Raw genomic sequence first — 19,083 nt, forward strand, 5'->3', positions numbered from 1 at the left:
GGCCATGTGGACGACGGGCCAGATGCTGTGGAGAACTCCGCAAAACCTGTGCACGACTCGGTGGACAGCCCTGTGAACAAGCCCGCAACCCAACTCGGGAAGCCGCTCTGAGCTGCACCTTTGCCGTCCACCGCCTGTGCAGAAGAAAAACTTTCCCGGTCGGACCAAGATCGGTTCGACCCGTGCCCAGAAGTACACGGGGCGAGACTGCACGTAAGGGTCGACAGCGCTTTGCATCTCTTACCTGTGGACGATTAGATTAGTGCTCATGACACAGGCCCCCGCGCGCACGCGGACCGCCCGGCGCCGGCACGACCGAGAGATCGTCGCGCTGGCCGTCCCGGCCTTCGGCGCGCTCGTCGCCGAGCCCCTTTTCGTCATGGCCGACAGCGCCATCGTCGGCCATCTGGGAACCGCTCAGCTAGCCGGACTCGGCATCGCCTCGGCCCTGCTCACGACGGCAGTCAGCGTCTTCGTCTTCCTCGCCTACGCCACCACGGCGGCCGTCTCCCGCCGCGTCGGCGCGGGTGACCTGCAAGCGGCGATCCGTCAGGGCATGGACGGCATCTGGCTGGCACTGCTGCTCGGCGCCGCGGTCATAGCGGTGGTTCTGCCCACGGCCCCCTCCCTCGTGGAACTCTTCGGCGCATCCGAGACCGCGGCGCCCTATGCCACCACCTATCTGCGGATCTCCTCGCTCGGCATCCCCGCCATGCTCGTCGTGCTGGCCTCGACCGGTGTTCTCAGAGGACTCCAGAACACCCGGACCCCGCTCTACGTGGCCGTGGCCGGCTTCATCGCCAACGCCGTCCTGAACGTCGTACTCGTCTACGGCGCCGGACTCGGTATCGCCGGCTCCGCCTGGGGCACCGTCATCGCTCAGTTCGGCATGGCCGCGGTCTATCTGTGGGTGGTCATTCGCGGCGCCCGACGACATGGCGCCTCCCTGCGGCCCGACCTCGCCGGTATCAGGTCCTCCGCCCAGGCCGGCGTGCCACTGCTCGTGCGCACGCTCTCCCTGCGGGCGATTCTCATGATCGCGACGGCCGTGGCGGCCCGTCTCGGCGACGCCGACATCGCCGCGCACCAGATCGTCCTGTCCCTGTGGAGCCTGCTCGCATTCGCCCTCGACGCCATCGCCATCGCCGGGCAGGCCATCATCGGGCGGTATCTGGGAGCGGGTGACGCCCAGGGTGCGCGCGACGCCTGTCGCAGGATGGTGGAGTGGGGCGTCGCCGTCGGGGTCGTGCTGGGCCTGCTCGTGGTGCTGTCGCGCCCGGTGTTCCTGCCGCTGTTCACCGGCGACTCCATGGTCAAGGACGCCGCGCTGCCCGCACTGGTGATCGTGGCCGTCGCGCAGCCGGTCTGCGGGGTGGTCTACGTGCTGGACGGTGTCCTCATGGGTGCGGGCGACGGTCCCTACCTCGCCTGGGCGATGCTGCTGACCCTGGCGGTCTTCACCCCGGCGGCGCTGCTCGTCCCCACGCTCGGCGGTGGGCTCACCGCCCTGTGGGCGGCCATGACGCTGATGATGGCGATGCGCCTGGTGACGCTCTGGCTGCGTACACGATCTGGTCGCTGGGTGGTCACGGGCGCCACGCGCTGACCGGTTTCACGTGAAACACCACTGCCGGCGCCATGACGAAGAGGGGCCGCATCCCCTGGCGGGAGATGCGGCCCCTCTCATCGCTTCAGCGAGCGCAGTGCTCAGGCAGCGACGACCTCGACGCTGACCTTGGCGTCAACCTCGGGGTGCAGACGCACGGACGTCTCGTGGGCGCCCAGGGTCTTGATCGGGGAGCCCAGCTCGATGCGGCGCTTGTCGACCTCGGGGCCACCGGCAGCCTTGATCGCGGAAGCGACGTCGGCCGGGGTGACGGAGCCGAAGAGACGACCGGCGTCGCCGGAGCGGACGGCCAGACGGACCTTCACACCCTCGAGCTGGGCCTTCACCTGGTTGGCCTGCTCGATGGTCTGGATCTCGTGGATCTTGCGAGCGCGACGGATCTGCTCGACGTCCTTCTCGCCACCCTTGGTCCAGCGGATCGCGAACTTCCGCGGGATCAGGTAGTTGCGAGCGTAACCGTCCTTGACGTCGACGACGTCGCCCGCGGCACCGAGGCCGGAGACCTCGTGGGTGAGGATGATCTTCATGTTTCGGTCACCCTTCCCTTATCGCGCGGTGGAGGTGTAGGGCAGCAGCGCCATCTCACGGCTGTTCTTCACGGCCGTGGCGACGTCACGCTGGTGCTGGGTGCAGTTGCCGGTCACGCGGCGGGCACGGATCTTGCCGCGGTCGGAAATGAACTTCCGCAGCATGTTCGTGTCCTTGTAGTCCACGTACGTGACCTTGTCCTTGCAGAATGCGCAGACCTTCTTCTTCGGCTTGCGCACAGGCGGCTTAGCCATGATGTTTCTCCTGTGTGATCAAGAAGTGTGGGTAGAGCCCGCCCACCTAGAAGGGGGGCTCGTCCGAGTAGCCGCCACCGCCGCCGGAGCCGCCGCCCCAGCCGCTGCCACCCTGGCCGCCACCGCCCTGCTGGCCACCGGCGGGAGCGCCGGTCGCCCAGGGATCGTCGGCGGGAGCGCCGCCGCCCTGCTGGCCGCCACCGGGGCCGCCGCCCCAGCCGCTGCCACCCTGGCCGCCGCCACCGCCGCCGTAGCCGCCCTGGCCACCGCGGCCCGAGGTCTTGGTGACCTTGGCCGTGGCGTTGCGAAGGCTGGCACCGACCTCGTCGACGTCCAGCTCGTAGACCGTGCGCTTGACGCCCTCACGGTCCTCGTAGGACCGCTGCTTCAGCCGGCCCTGCACGATGACGCGCATGCCTCGCTGGAGCGACTCGGCGACGTTCTCCGCCGCCTGACGCCAGACCGAGCAGGTGAGGAAGAGGCTCTCGCCGTCCTTCCACTCGTTCGTCTGGCGGTCGAAGGTGCGGGGGGTCGACGCGACGCGGAACTTCGCGACGGCCGCACCGGACGGGGTGAAGCGCAGCTCGGGGTCGTCGACAAGATTGCCGACGACCGTGATGACGGTCTCGCCTGCCATGGGGAACCTCTCGGCGGGTTTGCTGCTCTGGCTGCTTGGTTGCTGCTACTCGGATCCCGGGATCAGCTGAGCGGAAGGCTCAGTGCATCTCGGGACGGAGGACCTTGGTCCGGAGGACCGACTCGTTCAGGTTCATCTGGCGGTCGAGCTCCTTGACGACCGCAGGCTCGGCCTGCAGGTCGATGACCGAGTAGATGCCCTCGGGCTTCTTCTTGATCTCGTACGAGAGACGACGACGGCCCCAGGTGTCGACCTTCTCGACCTTTCCGCCGCCGTCACGGACGACAGAGAGGAAGTTCTCGATCAGCGGGGAGACAGAGCGCTCCTCGAGATCGGGGTCGAGGATGACCATCACCTCGTAGTGACGCATGTGGAACCCACCTCCTTTGGACTCAGCGGCCACGGTCGTTCCGTGGCAGGAGGGTTGCGATGCGTTCGCACCGGCATCAACGAGTAAACCAGGACCCACTGACAATCGGGCCTCCTCCGAGGAGGTGGCCCGTCGTGGCCGGCTACAGACACCGGTGCGCAAGGTACAGCGTACCCGGCTGCCGCCCTGCGGTTGAAATCAGGCTCCGCGGGGACACAATCGGTAGTCAGGGATGTGAGGGCGAAAACACACTGCCTTCGGCAGGAGGTTCTCCATGGCACAGATCATGCGACCCGCCAGGCCCCGGACCGGCCTGCTGGCCACCGACGGCAAACCGCACCCTCTCCAGGACGCGCTGCTGGCCGTGACCCTGGTTCTCGGCGTGCTCGCCCTGGCCACCGCGAGCTTCCGCGGGCTGCACGTCCTGACCTCCTGGGCGGGACTGCTCGGTGTCCTGACCGGCGGGTACGGCCAGTACGTCTCCGCGACGACGCGGGAGCGCTTCGGGCTGGTACTGGGGCTGGGCGCCTCCGCCTTCGGTTTGTTCTTCGGCATCTACCACGGCGGGTTCGTCGGCTGATCCGCTGCACCGGCCGCCGACGGCGACCACCCCTTCCAGCCGTACGCCGGACGGGGCGCTCACAGGGCGCAGTAGGCTTCGCGCGAGAGCCGGAGCCCCTGTACCCATGGGGACACACCAGCCCGAGGAGCGCCCCGAATGAGCCTGACCCTGAGGACCATCAGTCGCGAGCAGCATCTGGCCTACATCCAGAGTCTGCCGGCGGCGAGTCACATGCAGGTCCCGGCATGGGCGGACGTCAAGGCGGAATGGCGCTCGGAGAACCTCGGCTGGTTCGACGACCGGACCGGTGAGCTGGTCGGCGCGGGTCTCGTGCTCTACCGGCAGCTGCCCAAGATCAAGCGCTATCTCGCCTACCTGCCCGAGGGCCCGGTCATCAACTGGTTCGCGCCGAACCTCCAGGAGTGGATGGAGCCGATGCTGGCGCACCTCAAGCAGCAGGGCGCCTTCTCCGTGAAGATGGGCCCGCCGGTGATCATCCGGCGCTGGGACGCGACGTCCATCAAGAAGGGCATCCAGGACCCGGACGTCAAGCGCCTGCGGGACATAGAGGCGGACCACATCGAGCCGCGCGCCTTCGAGGTGGCCGACAAGCTGCGCCGCATGGGCTGGCAGCAGGGCGAGGACGGCGGCGCCGGCTTCGGTGACGTACAGCCCCGTTACGTCTTCCAGGTGCCGCTGGCCAACCGCTCCCTGGAAGAGGTCCACAAGAACTTCAACCAGCTGTGGCGCCGCAACATCAAGAAGGCCGAGAAGGCCGGTGTCGAGGTCGTCCAGGGCGGCTACCACGACCTCGAGGAGTGGCAGCGCCTGTACGAGATCACGGCCGTGCGCGACCACTTCCGGCCGCGTCCGCTCTCGTACTTCCAGCGCATGTGGGCGGCCCTCAACAACGAGGACCCCAACCGCATGCGGCTCTACTTCGCCCGGCACAACGGGGTGAACCTGTCGGCGGCGACCATGCTGGTCGTCGGCGGACACGTCTGGTACTCCTACGGCGCCTCCGACAACATCGGCCGCGAGGTCCGGCCGTCGAACGCCATGCAGTGGGCCATGCTCCGCGACTCCTACGCGCTGGGCGCCACCGTCTACGACCTGCGCGGCATCTCCGACTCCCTGGACGAGAGCGACCACCTCTTCGGTCTGATCCAGTTCAAGGTGGGTACGGGCGGTCAGGCGGCCGAGTACCTCGGCGAGTGGGACTTCCCGCTGAACAAGCTGCTCCACAAGGCGCTCGACATCTACATGTCGCGCCGCTGACCGCGCAGCCCATCCCCGATCCGCATCTCTGACAGCCACGAGAAAGGTTCCAGGTCCGGCCATGGCGCTCACGCTCTACGTCGACACCGCGCGCTGGCGGGCGCACCACAAGCACGTGCAGGAGCAGTTCCCCGGGCTGGTCCCGGTCTGCAAGGGCAACGGCTACGGATTCGGTCACGAGCGCCTGGCGGAGGAGGCGACGCGGCTGGGCTCGGACGTGCTGGCCGTCGGCACCACCTACGAGGCCGCCCGCATCAAGGACTTCTTCGGTGGTGACCTGCTGGTCCTGACGCCGTACCGGCGCGGCGAGGAGCCCGTACCGCTGCCCGACCGGGTCGTGCGCTCGGTGTCCTCCATCGACGGCGTGTACGGCCTGGTGGGCGCGCGCGTGGTCATCGAGGTGATGTCCTCGATGAAGCGGCACGGCATCAGCGAGCAGGACCTGCCGCAGCTGCACGCCGCCATAGAGAACGTCCGGCTGGAGGGCTTCGCCATCCACCTGCCGCTGGACCGCACCGACGGCTCGGACGCCGTCGAGGAGGTCATCGGCTGGATGGACCGGCTGCGCGCTGCCCGGCTGCCGCTGCACACCATGTTCGTCAGCCATCTCAAGGCCGACGAGCTGGCCCGCCTCCAGCAGCAGTTCCCGCAGACCCGCTTCCGCGCCCGGATCGGCACCCGGCTCTGGCTGGGCGACCACGAGGCCACCGAGTACCGCGGCGCGGTCCTGGACGTCACACGCGTCGCCAAGGGCGAGCGTTTCGGCTACCGGCAGCAGAAGGCCGCCTCCGACGGCTTCCTGGTGGTCGTGGCGGGCGGTACGTCGCACGGGGTGGGTCTGGAGGCGCCGAAGGCGCTGCACGGCGTCATGCCGCGTGCCAAGGGTGTCGCCCGGGCCGGCCTCGCCACGGTCAACCGGAACCTCTCGCCGTTCGTCTGGAGCGGCAAGCAGCGCTGGTTCGCGGAGCCGCCGCACATGCAGGTGTCGATCCTGTTCGTGCCCACGGACGCGGCCGAGCCCAAGGTGGGTGACGAACTGGTGGCCCATCTGCGGCACACCACCACGCAGTTCGACCGCATCCTCGATCGCTAGCGAGCGGGCCGCACCGGCGAAGAAGGCCGTACACGACGTCTTGGTGATCCCTCTGATCGTCGGGTACGGCCTTTCGCGCGTTCGCTCAGAGTGAACCGTCCGACTGCCGGCTCTTGCCCCAGTGCACGGGTGGCCCCTCGAAGTGGGTCACGGGCTCCTCGGTACGAGCTGCGGGACCCAGGACAAAGACGTCCTCCGCACCGTCCAGCACGCCGCCCGACGGATCGTCGTCGCCCGTCCGCCGCACCGGATCCCGGTCCGGCATCAGGATGTCGCGCACGACCATGGCGCAGAAGAACAGTGTTCCCAGCAGGTGCAGGCCGATGGCCCAGTGGTAGCCGTCCGTCGGCAGTCCCTTGTGGGAGTCGCCGCTGGTCGTGTACGCCAGGTACATCCAGATGCCGAGGAAGTACGCCACCTCACACGCCTGCCAGATGAGGAAGTCCCGCCATTTCGGCCGTGCCAGCGCGGCCAGCGGCACCAGCCAGAGCACGTACTGCGGTGAGTAGACCTTGTTGGTGAGGATGAACACCGCGACGATCAGGAAAGCGAGCTGGGCGAGCCGCGGGCGCCGGGGGGCGGTCAGTGTGAGCACCGCGACGGCGCCGCAGCACAGCAGCATCAGCAGCGTGGCGAGGGTGTTGACGGTCTCGGTGCTGAGCGGGTTGTCGGAGTTCTGGGCCAGGATCAGCCAGAAGGACCCGAAGTCCACGCCCCGTTCCTGGCTGAACGTGTAGAACTTCGACCAGCCGTCGAAGGCGTAGAGCATCACCGGCAGGTTCACCACGAGCCAGGCGACGGTCGCGCCTCCCAGTGCTGTCCCGAACGCCCGCCATTTGCCCGCACGCCAGCACAGGACGAGGAGCGGGCCGAGGATCAGGAAGGGATAGAGCTTGGCGGCCGTGGCCAGGCCCAGCAGCACGCCGAAGGCCAGCGGACGCTCCCGGGACCACATGAGGAGGGCTGCGGCCGTCAGGGCGACCGCCAGCAGGTCCCAGTTGACGGTGGCGGTCAGCGCGAAGGCCGGGGCCAGGGCGACCAGCAGGCCGTCCCAGGGCCGCCGGGTGTGGGTACGGGTCACGCAGACCGCGATGACGGCCGCACAGACCATGAGCATCCCGGCGTTGACCATCCAGTACCACTGCTCCTGGTCCTGGATGGTGCCGCTGCCCGGCGTGAGCCAGGACGCGACCTCCATGAACAGGCCGGTCAGCACGGGGTACTCCAGGTACTCCATGTCGCCGGGGAGCTTGTCGAAGTACGGCACGAGCCCGTCGACGAACCCACGGCCCTGGTACAGGTGCGGGATGTCCGAGTAGCAGGCGTGGGTGTACTGGGAGCTGGCCCCGAAGAACCAGGCGCCGTTGTAGCAGGGGGCTTTCTGGACCAGCCCGAGGGCGAACATGCCGATCGCCACGAGCGCGATCACCCGCACAGGGGTCCACCAGGACCTGCCGAGCAGGGCGCGTCGGCCCATCGGGCCGCCGATCAGCTCGCTGCCGGCCTCGGCGACCGTGTCCTGACTGGTCGGCCGCACCGGGTCCGGCTCGTGCACGCTCGCTGGCGTCGATTCTGCACTGGGCATGGGGCACATCCTGCCGTACGCACCTGGGAACACGCCGGGGCCGCCGCACCCTGGTGGATGCGGCGGCCCCTGTTTCACGTGAAACTTGTGGGTGTTTCACGTGAAACACCCATGCTTGCGGCTCTGCGGCTAGCCGTTCGCGCCCCAGATGGTGTTTCCGCGACTGTTTCCGTTGGTGTCGCCCTCTTCCCCCGTCTCACTGGTCGACGGCGAAGGTGATTCGCTGCCCTCGGAGCCGCCTGGGCCATTGCCCCCGTTGCCGTTGCCGGCGTTGTCTCCGTCGTCGCAGTTCCACTCGAAGACTCCGCACGTATCGGTCGGCGCGGGCGGCGAGGGGCTGTTCTGCGTGTCACTGGGAGACGGAGTCGGAGACGGACTGGTCTCCTCGGTCTCGGACGGGGAGGGAGTGGGAGAGGGAGTCGGGGTCGGCGACGGGGTGTCGTTGACGACCTCTCCGATGGGCTCCGGCTCGGGGAACTTCTCCACCTCCATGCCCTTGACCGCGTCCGACATGTAGTCCTGCCAGATCGTGGACGGGAACGAGGCGCCGTGGATCTTCTTCTCGCCACCCGTTCCGTACATCTCCAGGAACGTACGGTCCTTGATGGTCTCGTCGTCCGGGTAGCGGTACATGCTGATCGCGGTCGACAGCTGCGGGGTGTAGCCCACGAACCAGGCGGACTTGTTGCCGTCCGTGGTACCCGTCTTGCCGGCCACCTCTCGGCCGGGCAGCTGGGCGTTGGTGCCCGTTCCCTTCTCGACGACGGTCTTCAGGACGTCCGTGACGTTGTCCGCGACCTTCGCGGTGAAGGCTTGCTTCTCCTCGACCTTGTGCGTGTAGATCGTGCCGTTCTTACTCGTCACCTTCGTGACGGAGTACGGCTCGCGCTGCTTGCCGCTGTCCGAGAAGGTCGCGTAGGCGCCCGCCATGCGGATGGCACTGGGGTCCGAGATGCCGAGGGAGAAGGACGGGAAGCTAGCGCCCGTCAGGCTGTCCTCCAGAAGCCCCGCGTCGACGGCGGCCTCCTTCACCTTGTCCAGTCCGACGTCCATGCCGAGCTGCACATAGGCGGAGTTCACCGACTCCCGCATCGCCTCACGGAGGTCGATCTTGTAGTCCGGCGGGTCACCGACGTCGTCCTGACCGTCGTTCTCCTGGCGCCACTGCTCGCCGTCCTCGTTCTCCCAGATCGACCCGTCGTAGTTGTTGATCTTCAGTTTGTTCTTGCCGCTGTAGAGACTCTTTGGGGAAGCGATGGTGCGCTCGTCCTGGGCCTGGACCGGGCCGAGGTCCGGGTCGCGCACACCCCACTTCATCGCCGCCGCGAGCACGAACGGCTTGAATGTCGAGCCGACCTGGGCACCGGTCACGTCGGCGTTGTTCGTGAAGTGCTTGGTGGCGTCCTCACCGCCGTAGATGGCCTTGATGGCCCCGGTCTTCGTGTCGATCGACGCCCCGCCGAACTGGACGTACTTGTCCGTCTCGGGTCGTTTCTTGGGGTCGATCTTCTCCTTGTAGACCTTCTGGACCGCCTTCTCCATCTCGTCGACCTTCTTCTTGTCGAAGGTCGTGTAGATCGAGTAGCCGCCCTTCTCCAGCTGCTGCTCCGACACCTTGCCGCTCTTGAGCACGGAGGACTTGGCGAGCCTGACGAGGTAGCCGATCTGGCCGCCCAGCTTCGCGTTCGACTGCGGGTTCTGCGTGGTGGGGAGTTCCTTGTACTTGGCCCGTTCCGTCTGGCTCAGATGCCCGTACTCCACCATCTTGTCGAGGGTGTCCTGCATCTGGAGGCGGGCACGCTTCTGGTTGGCCTCCGGCGTGGCCCCCGTCGGGTCGATCGACACCGAGCCCGCCGGGTCGTAGTAGGTGGCGCCCTTGAGCATCGCCGACAGGAAGGCGCACTGTCCCGGGTTGAGGTCAACGGCGTCGACGTTGAAGTACGCCCGGGACGCCGCCTGGATGCCGTAGGCACCACGGCCGTAGTAGGCGGAGTTCAGGTAGCCCTCGAGGATGTCGTCCTTGGAGACGTCGGTGCCGACCTTGATCGAGACGAAGATCTCTTTGACCTTGCGGGAGATCGTCTGCGACTGGTCGTTCAGCATCGCGTTCTTCACGTACTGCTGGGTGATGGTGGAGCCGCCCTGCGTCTCACCGCCCTTGGCCATGTTGAACACGGCGCGGGCGATGCCCGCGGGGTCGATGCCGCTGTCGGAGTAGAACGTCTTGTTCTCCTGCGAGATGACGGCATTGCGCATCTCCTTGGGGATCTGCGAGAGATCGACGCTCTGACGGTTGCGGTCACCGCCCGTGGCCACCATCTGGGTGTTGTCGGCCCAGTAGTAGACGTTGTTCTGCGCCGTGGCGCTCTCGTCGATGACGGGGACGCTCACCATGGCGTACGCGAGGCCGGCGGCGCCGACCAGGCAGCCGAAGAACGCGATGCACAGCCCGGAGACGAGCCTCCAGGACGGCACCCAGCGATGCCACCCGTCCTTGTCGTGGCGCGGGTAGTCGATCATCCGCTTCTTGCCGGGCGCCGCGGCACGTCCTCGTCCGGCCCCTGCCGAGCCGCCGGGGGCCCCTCGCCGGCCACCGCGGCCCGGCTCGGCCGCTCTGCGGCGGCCACCCCCGCTCCGCTGTGCGGCGCGCCGGGCTTCGGCGCGGCTGCCGTACGCACGCTCCTCGTTCTCCGGACCGTACGAGCCGGACGGAGACCCTGTGGCGCCTCGCGGTGCCGCACGGCGGCCGGAGGACGAGCCGGACTGACCGCGTCGGGCCGCGGCACGTCCGCCTCCCTGCGGCTGCGGCGGTTTGCGACGGTGCTCGCTCATCGAACGACTACTCCTCGGGCAGGCGCACCTTTGCGCGCCTGGTAAAGGCGGCTGGTTTCCGGTCCCCCCGAAGTACGGATGCGGCCCCTTCCGCATTCACCCGTACTGCACCGGGGACAGGGACGCCCCCAGACGTCACTCGGTTCCCGGTGGTTCGCATGGCGCACACACTACGCACCGCCAAAACCCCCGCGACCCGAAGTTCACCTCAAATCAGGCAACTTGCTCGCGATGAAACCGCGATGTGATCCCGTTCACCAGTTCCCCCCTTGTCGCACGCGGATGCTCGTTCTATCGTGCTGATGTATCGAGTCGATACATCAGCGCGGCATAAAGGCGAGAGGAGGCGACGATGAGCCGGAGATCCGGCATCCTCGAGTTCGCCGTACTCGGCCTGCTCCGCGAGTCCCCGATGCACGGCTATGAGCTGCGCAAACGACTCAACACGTCACTGGGTGTGTTCCGGGCGTTCAGCTACGGGACGCTCTATCCCTGCCTCAAGACGCTGGTCGCCAACGGCTGGTTGATCGAGGAACCGGGGAACATCGGCGAGGCCGCCGCCTCCCTCACCGGGCGCCGCGCCAAGATCGTCTACCGGTTGACGGCCGACGGTAAGGAACATTTCGAGCAGCTCCTCTCCCAGACGGGCCCGGACGCGTACGAGGACGAGACCTTCGCCGCCCGCTTCGCGTTCTTCGGGCAGACGTCGCGAGACGTGCGCATGCGCGTGCTCGAGGGCCGGCGCAGCCGGCTGGAGGAGCGCCTGGAGAAGATGCGGGCCTCCCTGGCCCGCACCCGGGAGCGACTCGACGACTACACGCTTGAGCTGCAGCGCCACGGAATGGAGTCCGTGGAGCGCGAAGTGCGCTGGCTGAACGAGCTCATCGAGAGCGAGCGGGCGGGGCGGGACCTGCGAGGTTCCGCCGCCGAGGGGACCGCTCAACAGGACACGACATCTGGAGCGACGGGCGGCCTGCCCCGGCCGGGGGACGACCCCCGGCCGGATACGCCCGGCGACACCGCCACGTGAGCGCCCAGTCAGGGCCTCACTCGTACACACAGGGAGCAACCGGAATGGGTTCGGTTCGCGTAGCCATCGTCGGTGTGGGCAACTGCGCCGCATCGCTGGTGCAGGGCGTCGAGTACTACAAGGACGCCGACCCGGCGGCCAAGGTCCCCGGCCTGATGCACGTCCAGTTCGGCGACTACCACGTCAGTGACATCGAGTTCGTCGCCGCCTTCGACGTGGACGCCAAGAAGGTCGGCCTGGACCTCGCGGACGCCATCGGCGCCTCCGAGAACAACACCATCAAGATCTGCGACGTGCCGAACAGCGGCGTCCAGGTCCAGCGCGGCCACACCCACGACGGTCTCGGCAAGTACTACCGCCAGACCATCGAGGAGTCCGCCGAGGCGCCGGTCGACGTCGTCCAGGTCCTCAAGGACAAGCAGGTCGACGTTCTCGTCTGCTACCTGCCCGTCGGTTCCGAGGCCGCGGCGAAGTACTACGCCCAGTGCGCCATCGACGCCAAGGTCGCCTTCGTCAACGCCCTCCCGGTCTTCATCGCCGGCACCAAGGAGTGGGCGGACAAGTTCACCGAGGCGGGCGTCCCGATCGTCGGCGACGACATCAAGTCGCAGGTCGGCGCCACCATCACGCACCGCGTCATGGCGAAGCTGTTCGAGGACCGGGGCGTCGTCCTGGACCGCACGATGCAGCTGAACGTCGGCGGCAACATGGACTTCAAGAACATGCTCGAGCGCGAGCGCCTGGAGTCCAAGAAGATCTCCAAGACGCAGGCCGTCACCTCCCAGATCCCCGACCGCGACCTGGGTGCGGACAACGTCCACATCGGCCCGTCCGACTACGTCGCGTGGCTGGACGACCGCAAGTGGGCGTACGTCCGCCTCGAGGGCCGTGCCTTCGGCGACGTCCCGCTGAACCTGGAGTACAAGCTCGAGGTCTGGGACTCCCCGAACTCGGCCGGTGTCATCATCGACGCCCTGCGCGCCGCGAAGATCGCCAAGGACCGCGGCATCGGCGGCCCGATCCTGTCGGCGTCGAGCTACTTCATGAAGTCCCCGCCGGTCCAGTACTTCGACGACGAGGCCCGTGCCAACGTCGAGAAGTTCATCGCGGGCGAGGTCGAGCGCTGAGCAGCCGCTGACCCCGGTCTGCCGAGGGTCCCCGGGTCGTGTGACCCGGGGACCTTTCCCGTATGTGAGGCTGTGCCCCATGGCCGTCGTCCGTGACCTGCGCATCCTGCTGCGCCTGAAGGGGTTTCGGCGCCTGCTCGCCGTTCGTCTGCTCTCCCAGGGCGCCGACGGCGTCTACCAGGTCGCGCTCGCCACCTACGTCGTCTTCTCCCCGGAGAAACAGACCTCGCCCGCCGCCATCGCCTCCGCGATGGCGGTCCTGCTGCTCCCCTATTCCCTGGTGGGCCCCTTCGCCGGTGTCCTGCTGGACCGCTGGCGCCGCCGCCAGGTCTTCCTCTACGGCAACCTGCTGCGCGCCGTGCTGGCCTCGGTGACGGCGGTGCTGATGGTCGCCTCCGTCCCCGACTGGCTCTTCTACGTCTCGGCCCTCTGCGTCACCGCCGTCAACCGCTTCGTCCTCGCGGGGCTGTCCGCCGCGCTGCCCCGGGTGGTCGACGCCGAGCGGCTGGTGATCGCCAACTCCCTCTCCCCGACGGCCGGCACCCTGGCCGCGACGGCGGGCGGCGGCCTCGCGTTCGTCGTGCGCCTCGTGTTCTCGGACTCCGACGCCGCCGTGGTGCTGCTCGGGGCGGGTCTCTACCTGTGCGGCGCGCTGGCGTCGCTGCGGATCGCCGTGGAGCTCCTGGGCCCGGACCCGGCACTCGTACCGCCGAGGCTGACCTCGGCTCTCACCGGCACCGCCCGCGACCTGGCCGCGGGCGTCCGGCATCTCGCCGCACCGGCCCGCCGGGAGGCCGCCTGGGCACTGGCGGGCATGACGCTGATGCGGTTCTGCTACGGCGCCCTGCTGGTCATGCTGCTGATGCTGTGCCGGTACGCCCTGACCTCGGAGACGGACGAGGGGCTCGCCCTGCTGGGGCTGGCGCTCGGGGTCTCCGGGGCGGGCTTCTTCGCGGCCGCAGTGGTCACCCCCTGGGCGGCGGGACGGCTGGGCCCCGGCCGCTGGATGGCCGTCTGCGCCGCGGTCGCCACCGTGCTGGTACCCGCGCTGGGCCTGCCGTTCGCCACGGCCCCGCTGCTCGCCGCCGCATTCGTGCTGGGCCTGACGACCCAGGGAGCGAAGATCGCGACCGACACGGTCGTGCAGTCCTCGGTCGACGACACATTCCGCGGCCGGATCTTCTCCGTCTACGACGTGCTGTTCAACGTGGCCTTCGTCGGCGCGGCCGGGGTGGCCGCACTCATGCTGCCGCCGGACGGCCGCTCGGTGCCGCTGGTCGTGACGATCTCCGTGGTCTACGGAGTGGTTGCGGCAGCTATGGCCCGGTTTGAGAGCCGGTAAGTGTCACATCAGTGACACAGAGCCCCACCGGACTACAGAGTTGTCAGTGGGACCCGGTAGCTTACGTGCGTCTTATCTCGCGACATGTTCGCGACACGCACCTATTTCAGGGGGACCCCCAGTGACCACCCAGCCGCCGCCCCAGGGCAACCCGTTCGCGCAGAACCAGCCGCAGCAGCCTCAGGGACAGAACCCCTACGCCCAGGGACAGCAGGGCTTCCCGCAGCAGGCCGGCCAGCCGGGCTTCCCTCCGCCCGGCGCTACCGTTCCGCCGCCCTCCCGCTCCAACCAGTTCAAGAAGAAGCTGCTGAGCATCGTCGGCGTCATCGTGGTGGCCCTGGCGATCGGCGGGGTCAAGTGGTACCTGGGCCAGTCCGACGCCGAGACCACCGCCGTGGGCGACTGCATGCACAACGAGGGCACGCAGGTCAGCCCGGACCTCAAGACGGTCGACTGCTCCTCGAGTGACGCGGAGTTCGAAGTGGTCGAGAAGTTCGACAACACCAGCGACGACAGCAAGTGCGAGGCGGTCAAGGAGGCAACGATCTCCTACTACCAGACAGGCAGCAGCAGCCACAAGGTTGTTCTCTGCCTCAAGGAAGTGAAGTAGGGACCGTCAACCGAACGCGAAAGCGGGGTCGTGTTTCACGTGAAACACGACCAACGGGCGGCACGTTTCACGTGAAACGTGCCGCCCGTTTCTCATGCGTTCTCCGGGTGCTGCGCCCACCACTCCTTCAGGGCAGCCACCGCCGCGTCGTGCTCCATCGGCCCGTTCTCCAGGCGAAGCTCCAGCAGGAACTTGTATCCCTGCCCAACGGCCGGCCCGGGCCGGATACCGAGAATCTCCATGATCTGGTTGCCGTCCAGGTCGGGGCGGATCGCGTCCAGCTCCTCCTGCTCCTGAAGCTGCGCAATCCGCTCCTCCAGGCCGTCGTAGGCACGGGAGAGGGCCGACGCCTTGCGCTTGTTGCGCGTCGTGCAGTCCGACCGCGTCAGTTTGTGCAGCCGGTCGAGCAGCGGCCCGGCGTCCCGGACATAGCGGCGGACCGCGGAGTCCGTCCACTCGCCCGTGCCGTAACCGTGGAAGCGCAGATGCAGCTCGACCAGGCGTGAGACGTCCCTCACCAGGTCGTTGGAGTACTTGAGCGCGGTCATGCGCTTCTTCGTCATCTTGGCGCCGACCACCTCGTGGTGGTGGAACGAGACCCTGCCGTCCTCCTCGAAGCGACGGGTGCGCGGCTTGCCGATGTCGTGCAGCAGGGCGGCCAGGCGGAGGGTCAGGTCCGGACCGTCGCTCTCCAGGGCCATCGCCTGCTCCAGGACGATGAGCGTGTGGTCGTAGACGTCCTTGTGCCGGTGGTGCTCGTCACGCTCCAGCCGCAGTGCCGGCAGCTCGGGCAGGACCCGCTCGGCGAGGCCCGTCTCCACCAGCAGGGAGAGCCCCTTGCGCGGGTGTGCGGAGAGGATGAGCTTGTTCAGCTCGTCCCTGACCCGCTCGGCCGAGACGATGTCGATGCGCCCGGCCATGTCCTCCATGGCCTTGACGACCTCCGGGGCCACCTCGAAGTCGAGCTGCGCGGCGAAACGCGCGGCCCGCATCATCCGGAGCGGGTCGTCCGAGAAGGAATCCTCCGGAGTACCCGGAGTACGCAGCACACCGGCCGCGAGATCGTCGAGTCCGCCGTGGGGGTCGATGAACACCTTCTCCGGAAGCGCGACGGCCATCGCGTTCACCGTGAAGTCACGCCGGACGAGGTCCTCCTCGATGGAGTCGCCGTAGGACACCTCGGGCTTGCGCGAGGTGCGGTCGTACGCCTCGGACCGGTAGGTGGTCACCTCGATCTGCCAGCCGTCCTTCTGACCTCCGACCGTGCCGAACGCGATCCCGACCTCCCAGACCGCGTCCGCCCAGGGACGCATGATCTTCAGTACGTCCTGAGGGCGGGCGTCGGTCGTGAAGTCCAGGTCGTTGCCGAGCCGGCCCAGCAAGGCGTCCCGGACCGAGCCGCCGACCAGGGCGAGCGAGAACCCGGCTTCCTCAAAACGGCGGGCGAGATCGTCGGCGACAGGGGCGATCCGCAGCGGCTCGTTCACCGCGCGCTGCTGCTCCTGACTGAGGGCACTGGGGCTGACTTCGTTGGCGTTCGGCACAACAGAACAGGGTACGTGGCCCGGGCGGAGACAGGCGCCCCCATTCATCGGGCGTGGAATCCCCCACTTTCGTACCGCTCCCTTTATAGGCGCACATACGGGGAAGCCCGGCCCGGCAGCGGATCTTGTGGCGTACTCCGCGGCACTTCCGCTCGGCGCACATCGTTACCATGCGTGGACGCACATTCCGACGACCACTGATCACGACGAGGGACGGGCGAGCGCGTGGCCGAGGCGGCAGACTTCCAGGGGACCAGTGCCTCACCTGCCCGCCGGTGGCTCCGGCGCACCACGGCACTGATCGCCGGGGCGCCGCTGCTGGCCGGCTTCGCCCAGTTGCCCGCCGCCGGCACGGCGCAGGCCCAGACCGCGACCGCCGCCCTGGCCGACTCCGACTCGGGATCGGTGGCCGTCGCCGTCGATTCGCTCACTCCCTCCGCGCCCGCGGACGGAGACACGGTGACCGTGTCGGGCACCGTGACCAACAGGGGCAAGCAGACCGTCACCGACGCCCATGTGGGCCTGCGGGTGGGCCCGGAGATCGACACTCGCTCGTCCGTCGACGCGATCGCCAAGGACAGTGACGACCTTCGAAGCTCCATCTCTCCGGAGATCGACAACAAGTACACCGAGAAGTTCTCCAAGCTCACCCCAGGCGTCGCCGAGCACTTCAACATCTCCGTCCCGGTCGACGATCTGAACCTCGGCGACGACGGCGTGTACGAATTCGCGGTCTCGCTGTCCGGTGAGACCTCGGCACAGCCGTGGCAGCAGACCCTCGGCATCCAGCGGACCTTCCTGCCCTGGCAGCCCGACGGGGCCGACACCAAGACCAAAACCACGGCGCTGTGGCCACTCGTCTCGACGACGCACATGGCCGCCGAAACGGGACCGAACGAGGAGCAGACCCCGGTCTTCCTCAATGACGACCTGGCGAAGGAGATCTCCCCCGGCGGCCGCCTGAACCAGATGGTGACCCTGGGCAAGGACCTCGACGTCACCTGGGTGGTCGACCCGGACCTGCTGGCCTCCGTCGACGCGATGACGGGCAGCTACCGCGTCCGGGACGGGGACAAGACCGTCGCCGGTACCCACCAGACGATCGCCAAGCAGTGGCTCGCCGACCTGCAGGAAGCGGTGGCCGACGAGGAGGTCGTCGCCCTCCCCTTCGCCGACCCCGACCTGGCGTCCCTGGCCCACAACGGCACGGACGTCGCCGGCTCGCTGAGTCAGCTCAAGGAGGCGACGGACGTCGTCGACAACACCGTCGAGCCGATCCTCCACGTGAAGCCGAACACCGACTTCGCCTGGCCCGTGGACGGCGCCGTCGACCGGTCGATCGTCAAGGTCGCCACCTCCGCCGGCGCCGACAAGGTGATCGCGCGCAGCGACAGCCTCCAGGAGAGCAACGGCCTGCCCTACACGCCCTCCGCCGCCCGCCCCATCGGCGGCGGCACCACGGCCGTCGTGGCGGACGCCCGGCTGTCCACGGCCTTCGAGGGCGACCTGACGACGGCGTCCGCCTCCACACTCGCCGTGCAGCGCTTCCTCGCCCAGAGCCTCGGCCTGGGCCAGCAGACCGACAAGCAGCGCAGCGTCGTCATCGCCCCCCAGCGCACGCCCACCGGCAGCCAGGCCCGCGCGATGGCCGAGGCGCTGCGGACCCTCCAGAGCGGCACCTGGTCACAGTCCCAGAAGCTGGCGGCGGCCTCCGAGGCCAAGCCGGACCCGGACGCCGCCACCAAGGTGCCGGGAACCTCCTCCTACCCGTCGGCGCTGCGCAAGAAGGAGCTGCCCCGAGCGGCCTTCGTGGAGAGTGCGCGGACGCAGGACGCCCTGGACAGCTTCAAGGTCGTGCTCTCGGACCCCTCCCGCGTGGTGACCCCCTTCGGGCGCGCCCTGAACCGGGAGATGTCCGTGTCGTGGCGCGGCAGGCCCGCCGAGGCGGAATCATTCCGTGCCGGAGTGAAGAAGTACCTCGACGGTCTGTCCGGCCGGGTCAGACTGATCGACAAGTCGGAGACGAAGCTCTCCGGCCGCAGCGCCACCATCCCGGTGACGGTGCAGAACAACCTGGTCCAGGACGTCGGCCCCCTGGTGCTGCGGCTCACCTCCACGAACCCGACCCGTCTCGAGATCGGCGGCGCCCGGTACAAGGAGCAGCCGATCTCGGTCTCCGGCGGCCACAGCCAGTCGGTGAAGTTCACCACCTCGGCCAACGCCAACGGCCGGGCGACGGTGATCGCCCAGCTGTACACGACGGACGGTCGGCCGTACGGGAAGCCCGTCACCTTCGACGTAAAGGTCACCGAGATCACGGCCACCGTGATGCTCGTCATCGGCGGCGGTGTCCTGCTGCTCGTCCTCGCCGGCTTCCGGATGTACACGCAGCGCAAGCGCGCCGCGGCCCGCGCCGCCGAGAAGGCCGACGAAACCGACGAGAGCGACGAGACCGACGAGACCGACCCCGGAGAGCCGGAGGCGACGGAGAACTCCGACGGCGCCCCGGAGAAACCGGAGGACGCCGAGGCACGTCCCACACAGGAGTCCGAGGCACCGGCCCGGGCCGCCGACCCGGAGCAGCCGAGTGACCCGACACCGGACACCGCAGCGGAAAGCGCCGACCCGTCCGGCACGGGTGAGAGAGTGGACCGTTGAGGATGT

Annotated in this window: 16 protein-coding genes; 9 read left to right on the forward strand and 7 right to left on the reverse strand. The window is 68.3% G+C overall.

Going from position 1 to position 19,083, the window contains the following annotated elements; translation table 11 throughout:
• Window positions 1-268: 268 nt before the first annotated feature.
• The gene (locus Sco07f_RS06120; protein WP_108987194.1) at window positions 269-1,606 is read left to right on the forward strand and encodes an MATE family efflux transporter; all 1,338 of its coding nucleotides are present in this window, start codon (window positions 269-271) and stop codon (window positions 1,604-1,606) included.
• Window positions 1,607-1,707: 101 nt separating this feature from the next.
• Here the strand turns inward: Sco07f_RS06120 and rplI are convergent, their stop codons facing one another.
• The 4 genes from rplI to rpsF form a co-directional block, all read right to left on the reverse strand.
• Window positions 1,708-2,154 (reverse strand): 50S ribosomal protein L9, encoded by a 447-nt coding sequence (gene rplI, locus Sco07f_RS06125; protein ID WP_007388913.1) that lies wholly within the window; start codon window positions 2,152-2,154, stop codon window positions 1,708-1,710.
• An 18-nt stretch (window positions 2,155-2,172) separates the two neighbouring features.
• Complete coding sequence (rpsR, locus tag Sco07f_RS06130; RefSeq protein ID WP_003949403.1) at window positions 2,173-2,409, reverse strand: 30S ribosomal protein S18; 237 nt, start codon at window positions 2,407-2,409, stop codon at window positions 2,173-2,175.
• A 46-nt stretch (window positions 2,410-2,455) separates the two neighbouring features.
• Window positions 2,456-3,046, reverse strand: coding sequence for a single-stranded DNA-binding protein (locus Sco07f_RS06135; protein ID WP_108987195.1), 591 nt, complete (start codon window positions 3,044-3,046; stop codon window positions 2,456-2,458).
• 79 nt (window positions 3,047-3,125) lie between these two features.
• A complete protein-coding gene (gene rpsF / locus Sco07f_RS06140) occupies window positions 3,126-3,416 on the reverse strand; it encodes a 30S ribosomal protein S6 (RefSeq protein WP_003975025.1) in 291 nt (96 codons plus the stop codon).
• A gap of 274 nt (window positions 3,417-3,690) precedes the next feature.
• On the opposite strand from rpsF, the gene Sco07f_RS06145 reads away from it, so the two are divergent.
• The 3 genes from Sco07f_RS06145 to Sco07f_RS06155 all read left to right on the forward strand — a co-directional run bounded on the left by Sco07f_RS06145 (window position 3,691) and on the right by Sco07f_RS06155 (window position 6,349).
• Entirely contained in the window at window positions 3,691-3,996 is a 306-nt protein-coding gene (locus tag Sco07f_RS06145) for a hypothetical protein (RefSeq protein ID WP_007388934.1), read from the forward strand.
• 138 nt (window positions 3,997-4,134) lie between these two features.
• On the forward strand, window positions 4,135-5,256 hold the full coding sequence (femX, locus tag Sco07f_RS06150; RefSeq protein WP_007388935.1) for a peptidoglycan bridge formation glycyltransferase FemX: 1,122 nt from the start codon (window positions 4,135-4,137) through the stop codon (window positions 5,254-5,256).
• 61 nt (window positions 5,257-5,317) lie between these two features.
• Window positions 5,318-6,349 (forward strand): alanine racemase, encoded by a 1,032-nt coding sequence (locus Sco07f_RS06155; protein WP_007388936.1) that lies wholly within the window; start codon window positions 5,318-5,320, stop codon window positions 6,347-6,349.
• 85 nt (window positions 6,350-6,434) lie between these two features.
• Here Sco07f_RS06155 and Sco07f_RS06160 read toward each other — a convergent pair whose 3' ends face one another.
• Window positions 6,435-7,943, reverse strand: a complete 1,509-nt coding sequence (locus Sco07f_RS06160; protein ID WP_108987196.1) for a glycosyltransferase family 87 protein — start codon at window positions 7,941-7,943, stop codon at window positions 6,435-6,437.
• 120 nt (window positions 7,944-8,063) lie between these two features.
• Window positions 8,064-10,454: a transglycosylase domain-containing protein gene (locus Sco07f_RS06165; protein WP_108987197.1), complete on the reverse strand. Its 2,391-nt coding sequence runs from the start codon at window positions 10,452-10,454 to the stop codon at window positions 8,064-8,066.
• A gap of 664 nt (window positions 10,455-11,118) precedes the next feature.
• Between Sco07f_RS06165 and Sco07f_RS06175 the strand changes: the two genes are divergently transcribed.
• The 4 genes from Sco07f_RS06175 (at window position 11,119) to Sco07f_RS06190 (ending at window position 14,875) form a co-directional block, all read left to right on the forward strand.
• Window positions 11,119-11,796, forward strand: coding sequence for a PadR family transcriptional regulator (locus Sco07f_RS06175; RefSeq protein WP_007388937.1), 678 nt, complete (start codon window positions 11,119-11,121; stop codon window positions 11,794-11,796).
• 44 nt (window positions 11,797-11,840) lie between these two features.
• Window positions 11,841-12,923: an inositol-3-phosphate synthase gene (locus Sco07f_RS06180; RefSeq protein WP_007388938.1), complete on the forward strand. Its 1,083-nt coding sequence runs from the start codon at window positions 11,841-11,843 to the stop codon at window positions 12,921-12,923.
• Between the two features lie 79 nt (window positions 12,924-13,002).
• Complete coding sequence (locus Sco07f_RS06185) at window positions 13,003-14,265, forward strand: MFS transporter (protein WP_108987199.1); 1,263 nt, start codon at window positions 13,003-13,005, stop codon at window positions 14,263-14,265.
• 121 nt (window positions 14,266-14,386) lie between these two features.
• A complete protein-coding gene (locus Sco07f_RS06190; protein WP_007388940.1) occupies window positions 14,387-14,875 on the forward strand; it encodes an LppU/SCO3897 family protein in 489 nt (162 codons plus the stop codon).
• A 92-nt stretch (window positions 14,876-14,967) separates the two neighbouring features.
• On the opposite strand, the gene Sco07f_RS06195 is transcribed toward Sco07f_RS06190, so the two are convergent.
• Window positions 14,968-16,419, reverse strand: a complete 1,452-nt coding sequence (locus tag Sco07f_RS06195; protein WP_108987200.1) for a CCA tRNA nucleotidyltransferase — start codon at window positions 16,417-16,419, stop codon at window positions 14,968-14,970.
• A 225-nt stretch (window positions 16,420-16,644) separates the two neighbouring features.
• Between Sco07f_RS06195 and Sco07f_RS06200 the strand changes: the two genes are divergently transcribed.
• Window positions 16,645-19,077 carry a DUF6049 family protein gene (locus tag Sco07f_RS06200; protein ID WP_108987201.1) on the forward strand — a complete coding sequence of 811 codons (2,433 nt, stop codon included), beginning with the start codon at window positions 16,645-16,647 and terminating at the stop codon, window positions 19,075-19,077.
• Window positions 19,078-19,083 lie beyond the last annotated feature (6 nt).

The organism is Streptomyces coelicoflavus (assembly GCF_003112555.1).
In the GTDB taxonomy this organism is placed as follows: domain Bacteria; phylum Actinomycetota; class Actinomycetes; order Streptomycetales; family Streptomycetaceae; genus Streptomyces; species Streptomyces coelicoflavus.